This window comes from Novosphingobium sp. Fuku2-ISO-50, from assembly GCF_001519055.1.
Classification (GTDB): domain Bacteria; phylum Pseudomonadota; class Alphaproteobacteria; order Sphingomonadales; family Sphingomonadaceae; genus Novosphingobium.
Map to the genome: position 1 here is coordinate 125,066 of NZ_KQ954292.1, position 6,021 is coordinate 131,086.

At 58.1% G+C, this 6,021-nt stretch carries 6 protein-coding genes and 1 pseudogene; 4 read left to right on the forward strand and 3 right to left on the reverse strand.

Annotation, left to right across the window (positions count from 1 at the left end; all coding sequences use genetic code 11):
- The first annotated feature begins 181 nt into the window (after positions 1-181).
- From AQZ50_RS11945 to AQZ50_RS11955, 3 genes and pseudogenes are all read left to right on the forward strand, one after another.
- A complete protein-coding gene (locus AQZ50_RS11945) occupies positions 182-2,713 on the forward strand; it encodes a TonB-dependent receptor (RefSeq protein WP_067746690.1) in 2,532 nt (843 codons plus the stop codon).
- A gap of 204 nt (positions 2,714-2,917) precedes the next feature.
- Positions 2,918-3,211: a hypothetical protein gene (locus AQZ50_RS11950; protein WP_067746691.1), complete on the forward strand. Its 294-nt coding sequence runs from the start codon at positions 2,918-2,920 to the stop codon at positions 3,209-3,211.
- Between the two features lie 32 nt (positions 3,212-3,243).
- A pseudogene (locus AQZ50_RS11955) lies at positions 3,244-3,570 on the forward strand (IS30 family transposase); the annotation flags it as partial.
- Positions 3,571-3,662: 92 nt separating this feature from the next.
- On the opposite strand, the gene AQZ50_RS21190 reads toward AQZ50_RS11955, so the two are convergent.
- On the reverse strand, positions 3,663-3,731 hold the full coding sequence (locus tag AQZ50_RS21190) for a 4Fe-4S dicluster domain-containing protein (RefSeq protein WP_156427352.1): 69 nt from the start codon (positions 3,729-3,731) through the stop codon (positions 3,663-3,665).
- Positions 3,732-3,970: 239 nt separating this feature from the next.
- The gene (locus AQZ50_RS11960) at positions 3,971-4,918 is read right to left on the reverse strand and encodes an alpha/beta hydrolase (RefSeq protein ID WP_231730249.1); all 948 of its coding nucleotides are present in this window, start codon (positions 4,916-4,918) and stop codon (positions 3,971-3,973) included.
- A gap of 166 nt (positions 4,919-5,084) precedes the next feature.
- Between AQZ50_RS11960 and AQZ50_RS11965 the strand changes: the two genes are divergently transcribed.
- Positions 5,085-5,609 carry a TetR/AcrR family transcriptional regulator gene (locus tag AQZ50_RS11965; RefSeq protein WP_231730250.1) on the forward strand — a complete coding sequence of 175 codons (525 nt, stop codon included), beginning with the start codon at positions 5,085-5,087 and terminating at the stop codon, positions 5,607-5,609.
- Here the strand turns inward: AQZ50_RS11965 and AQZ50_RS20085 are convergent.
- Positions 5,606-6,021 (reverse strand): amidohydrolase family protein (locus AQZ50_RS20085; protein ID WP_156427353.1); only part of this gene is annotated, 416 nt, incomplete at its 5' end. The two genes, AQZ50_RS11965 and AQZ50_RS20085, sit on opposite strands and share 4 nt — an antisense overlap.

Consider the following 6,021-nt stretch of genomic DNA (forward strand, 5'->3'; position numbering starts at 1 on the left):
TCGCGTAGCATGTGAGCCGGACAACCCGTTGGCCCTAATGGGCAATTGCGTATCGCCCCTCCAGAGGCCCTGCCGATTAACTGCGCGGTTGACATTACGTTTGCGTCAAGCGACAAAACTCCGAATACCGCTGGCCGCAAGGCTCATAAAAACCGGTAACTTTCGGGAAGGTTTTGCTTTTATGCGCGAAGTTCGCACCTCTTTTTCCGCGATCGCTATTGCCTTGTCGCTGGTAGCGACATCTGCCGTGGCCCAATCCGCCGCGCCTGTTCCGGCAACGCCTGCCGCGACACCCACGCCGGAACACAACGTCGACGAAATTATCGTGACCGCACAAAAGCGCAGCAACAGTCTGCAAAACGTGCCGATCGTCGTGACCGCCGTGGGCCGCCAGCTGCTGCAGGATACCGGGGTCAAGGATATCAAGGATCTGGCCGTGCTGACGCCGGGCCTGCTCGTGACATCGACCACCAACGAAGGGTCGACCACGGCGCGCATCCGTGGTGTCGGCACCGTCGGCGATAACGCCGGTCTGGAATCATCGGTCGGTATCGTTATCGATGGCGTCTATCGCCCGCGCAATGGCGTCGGTTTTGGCGACCTTGGCGATGTCGAGCGGATCGAAGTCCTGAAAGGTCCGCAGGGCACGCTGTTTGGCAAATCGGCGACCGCCGGCGTCATCAACATCCTGACCGCTGCGCCATCGTTCAAATTCGGCGTCAATGCCGATCTGACCGTGGGCAATTACAGCGCGATTGGCGGCGCGGTTCAGGTCACCGGGCCCATTGTGGGCGATACCGTCGCCGCCAGCCTGTATTTTGCCGACCGTCATCGCGACGGGTATTTCAGCGTCAACAATGGCTCTGGGCCGAATACCGCGACCCAGGATACCAATCGCAATTTCTACACGGTCCGTGGTCAATTGCTGATCGTGCCGACCACCGATTTCAAAGTGCGGATTATCGCGGATCATACCCATCGCAATGAATTGTGCTGCATGGCGGTGATCACCCGCGCCAGCGAAGGCAATTTCGCCAACAGTCTGGTTGCCGCGCTGGGCGGCAACGACGGCAACGCTGCCAATCCTTATGCGCGCACCGGCTATGCCAATCAGCCCGATGGGCAGAAAGTGGATGACAGCGGCATTTCGATGCAGATCGACTGGAAAGTCGGCCCCGGTTCCTTGACCTCGATCACCGCCTATCGCGACTGGAAGAACACGGCCGGTTTTGACGCCGACTTTTCGACCGCCGACATCGATTATCTGCCGTTCAACAACAGCAACTCGTCGGAATTCCGGACATTCAGCCAGGAACTGCGCTATGCCGGCACCACCGGCAAGCTCGATTACCTGATCGGTGGTTTCCTGTCGAAAGAGACGCTGCAACAAAACACCAGCATCCTGGTTGGCAGCCAGTTTACACCTTATCTCAGCCTGCTGTTTTCGTCGCTGGTTACGGGTCAGCCCGATCCCAATTTCCTCCAGACCGGGCTGACCTTCCCGTATGTCGGCGGTGTCTCTTATGCGGCGGGTTCGGGTTCGGTCGATCAATATCATCAGCGCGATTCGACTTATGCGCTGTTCACCGACAACACGTTCCACTTTACCGACAAGCTCAGCTTCAATGCGGGCCTGCGTTATACGTTTGACGACAAGACACTGTTCCAGAACAGCAACAATATCGGCAATGGCGCCGGCTGCGCCGCCGCCAACGCGGCGTTCGGTATCCTGAACACGGTCAACCCCGCTGCCGCAAGCCAGCTGGCCGCAGTCAACGGCACGATGTGTCTGCCGTTCCTCAGCCCCGGCTATAACAATTACGTCAACAATCAGGCCGAATCTGAAAACGTTTTGTCAGGCACGGCCAAATTGGTCTATCGCGCCAGCCGCGAGTTGTTGCTGTATGCATCGTATGCGCGCGGGTACAAGGCGGGCGGGTTCAACCTCGACCGGGTTGAATGCACCGTCGGCACGACGGGCTGCGCGCCGGGTAGTGCGGCTGCCATCACGCCGATCAACAACACGCAATTTGGTGATGAAACCAACAATTCGTTCGAAGTCGGCGAAAAGGCGACTCTGTTCAACCGTAAGCTGCTGCTGAACGCGACACTGTTTTATCAGAAGTACAAGGGCTTCCAGCTCAATACGTTTAACGGGCTGGTATTCGTCGTCACGTCGGTTCCGTCGGTCATCAGCAAAGGCATCGATGCCGATTTTGTCTGGATTGCGACCAACGATTTGAGCATCCAGGGCGGCGTTACCTATTCCGACACCCGTTACAATCTGAACGCTGCGCAGCTTGCGACGCTGCAGGCGCAGACCGGTTTCCTGGGATCGGCCAATTCGCGGCTGTCGCTGGCCCCGTTCTGGTCAGCCTCGCTTTCATCGACGTATACGCAGCCGATTGGCGACAATTACAAAATGCGGTTCAACATCGGGGCGAAATATTCGTCCGGATACAACACCGGGTCCGATCTCGATCCCGGCAAGTACCAGAACGGCTATGTCCTGGCCAATGGGCGCATCGCCTTTAGCCCGCGCGATGAACATTGGGCGCTCGAAGTCTGGGCGGAAAACCTGCTGAACACCAATTACAAGCAGGTTGCATTCAACTCCGGGTTCCAGAACGTTCCGACCAATGCGACCGGCGTGCTCGATGCCTTCCTCGGTGCGCCACGCACGTTTGGCGGGACGTTGCGCATCAAGTTCTGATTGGCAGGCCTTTGATTTCCGGCGGGCATGATGGCGGTGATCGCCATCATGCCCCGGCTTGTTCCGCTATCGTCGCTCGACTGCATCCGAATCCGGTTCGGGGATTTTTATATTTCGTTATTTAGTAAAGTGTCACCGTAACTATAAAGTGTCACCGTAACTCCCAAGTGTCACCGCAACTCCCAAGTGTCACCGTAACTCCCCGTGCGTGCCGGCAAGGTGAAGCGCGCCGAAGACTGGCCGTGGTCCAGCGTCCGCGCGCATTATGCCGGATGCGATGACCATGTCGTCCGGGTTAGTCCTGCGCTTGAGCGGACAGGCGATTTCCGCGCGTTTCTGGGAGAGGCCTTCGATGAATCGTTCACTTATGCCGCGCTGCGCAAGGCCGAAAGTCTGGGCCGACCGATTGGATCACCCGAATGGCTGGTCGATATCGAAGCGCGTACCGGGCTTGACCTCATTCCCAAAAAGCGGGGACCGAAGCCTAAAAGTATTTAGTGGTTTTCGCACCTGTCACGGTAATTGAACCTTTGCGCAAGACGCTGACTTATGATCGCGGCACAGAGATGGCCCGCCACGCCGATCTCACCCACAACACCGGGATCAAGGTCTACTTCGCCGATCCCTACAGCCCGTGGCAACGCGGCAGCAACGAAAACGCCAACGGCCTGATCCGCCAGTACCTGCCCAAAGGAACCGACCTCAGTCCCTTCACCCAGGATGAGCTCAACGTGATCGCTGAACGACTCAACAATCGACCGCGCAAGGTTCTCGACTTCATGACACCCAATGAGGTGTTCGCCCAACTGGTAGCCAGCAACGCTTCAAATGGCCATGCTGTTGCACTTCACGTTTGACACCGCCCAGGGTGGATGTATTAATGTAATTTCTTGCTGCGACATTCTCACATATTGGGATAGTTCGGCCCATCTGGTCCTTCTGGGCTGGTTCATATGATATTGCGCGCTGGACCCTTGATGTCGCAGGTTTTGCAACCGGCGCAACTTTCGGCGTTGATCTGCTAGCTCTTTCCGGCGCGTTCGCCCAAGAATTCATAGACACCAGCCCGGCCATAGCGCGCTTGGACGCGCCAAGCCCCGCAGGACCGCCCCCACATCTAGGCTAGGCCGTTACGCTGGTGCGCGCAGCCCTGAGGCACGGGTTTACAGCCTCCCTGTGAGTTCGGGCAGGCCGTTGAACAGAGTGACCACCAAGCTAATGTGGATGCTTGGAAGATCGGCTTGCCCACACCCCACTCTATGCAGTGAGGCAATCTCGGAGAAAATGACCAATAGAGTCTAGCGCACCGGCAGCTGCCGCAAGCCGGCCAGCACCGCTGAGAAATCCATGCGGCATGCCTTCCCAAACATGGAGCTCGACTTCCACGCCCGCTTCGCCGGCACGCTCAGCATAGCGGTTCGAGTCATCGAACAGCATCTCTTCGGTTCCGACATGGATCCGGATGGGTGGCAGCCCCGAGAGATCACCGAACAGCGGCGATGCACGAGGATCAAGCGGATCATGACCCGCCAAATAGCCATCAGCCTGCACATGGACTTGCGGCAGCGTGAAATAAGGATCAACATCAGACTTCGTAGTCCAGCTCTCGCCGGCAAAGGTGAGGTCGGTGACGGGCGACAAAGCGACCGCGGCCACTGGCTCGGGTACGCCAGCAAGTGCGTGCGCGGTAGCCAGTGTCACCAACGCCAGCGCGCCACCCGCGGAATCGCCCACGAGCGCAATGCGTCGGAAACCGAGACCGACAAGACCGATATAGCAGGCAAGCGCGTCATCCGGCGCCGCAGGGAAAGGGTTCTCAGGCGCGAGCCGATATTCCGGCACAAAGGCGGCTGCGCCAGCCGCGACCGCGATATGTGCCACCAGATTCTGGAACGCAAACGCCGAGCCAAAATTGAACCAACCACCATGAAAATGGACAAGTGCGACATCGGGCTGGGCATTGGCCGGACGCACCCACCAACCGGGGACCGTGCCAACTACGCCTTCCTCGAAGGTTACGCCTTCTGGGCACACAACCCGGGCCATGATGCCGTCATAGGCCGGACGTGCTGCAGCACCGCTCAGCTTGCCGCGCATGGGCTCGACCATCGCTCGCAATCCGGCGATCGCCTGCGCGTCGCCTGGCGTTGCCGGATGGAAGGTGTGGCGCAGGCCGGATGTTGCTGTTTGATTTGGGCTGGACATACAAAAGTCTCCATTGTTTAATTTACTGAACGTATCGTAACATAAATTGCAAGTCAATTGACTTAACGTTGCGTTTCGCTATTTCTCCGCCATGGAGCATATACATGAGCCCAATCGGCCGGTCGGTCGGCCGCGACGCGAGAGCGCAGATGCCCACGAGGCAATTATGTCTGCGGTTTACGAGCTGTTGCGAGATCGGTCGGTTCGTGATCTCACGATGGAAATGATCGCACGGGAGGCGAAAGTCGGTAAACCCACCCTCTATAAATGGTGGCCGAGCAAGGCCGCGCTCGTGTTGGACATGTTCAGCGAGCGCATTGCGGCCGCCCGCGAACCACTCGACGCGGCGACCACAGAACAGACGATCCGCTTGCGCGTGAGCCGGCTGATCGATGCATTTAATGGCAAGTTCGGCAAGGTTCTCGCCGAGCTGATCGCCGAAGGTCAGAGCGACCCGACAATCCTTACCGAACTCTATGAACGGCACATTCGTCCCGCCCGCGCCGCAACAGCAACCCAAATCGAAGCCGGCAAAGCGAGCGGCGAACTGCGGGCAGAACTGGATACCACGCTGCTCATTGATACCTTGTTCGGCCCGATCTATTTCTATCTCTTGATACGCCCTGCCCCTCTCACGCAGACCTTCGGCGAGGCGCTAGTCGACGCGGCGTTCCGCGGCATCACCGATTAGCCCGCCAGCCCCTGCTCAACCGTTAGCCTAAGCAGGCGGCGCGCATTCTCGCTATAGATCTTGCGCTTCACATCTTCACTTAGCCCCAGCGACTCGATGGATTTGATGGTCTCTCGGATGAACATCGGGCCGCCTTCGGGGTCGAACGGGCAATCACTGGCAAAAACCACATTGTCGGCACCGAAAAAGTCGAGACCACATCTGCAGTTCCGGGGACGCAATATCCCCAGTTCCGGGGACGCAAAATATCCCCAGTTCCGGGGACGCAATATCCAATTGATCTCAGCAAGAAAATTCGGGGGACGCAATACGCATCTCGTCACGATAACATGCCTTCGCCCTTCGGCTTTGGCCCGCAAGAAAATTCGGGGGACGCAAGAAAATTCGGGGGACGCAATACGCAAGAAAATTC

What these genes read in the sequence shown, in the direction of transcription:
- AQZ50_RS11965 (WP_231730250.1), top strand. Translation starts at nt 5,085, where the DNA reads ATGTCTGCGGTTTACGAGCTGTTGCGAGATCGGTCGGTTCGTGATCTC.
- AQZ50_RS11945 (WP_067746690.1), top strand. Translation starts at nt 182, where the DNA reads ATGCGCGAAGTTCGCACCTCTTTTTCCGCGATCGCTATTGCCTTGTCG.
- AQZ50_RS11960 (WP_231730249.1), bottom strand. Translation starts at nt 4,918, where the DNA reads ATGTCCAGCCCAAATCAAACAGCAACATCCGGCCTGCGCCACACCTTC.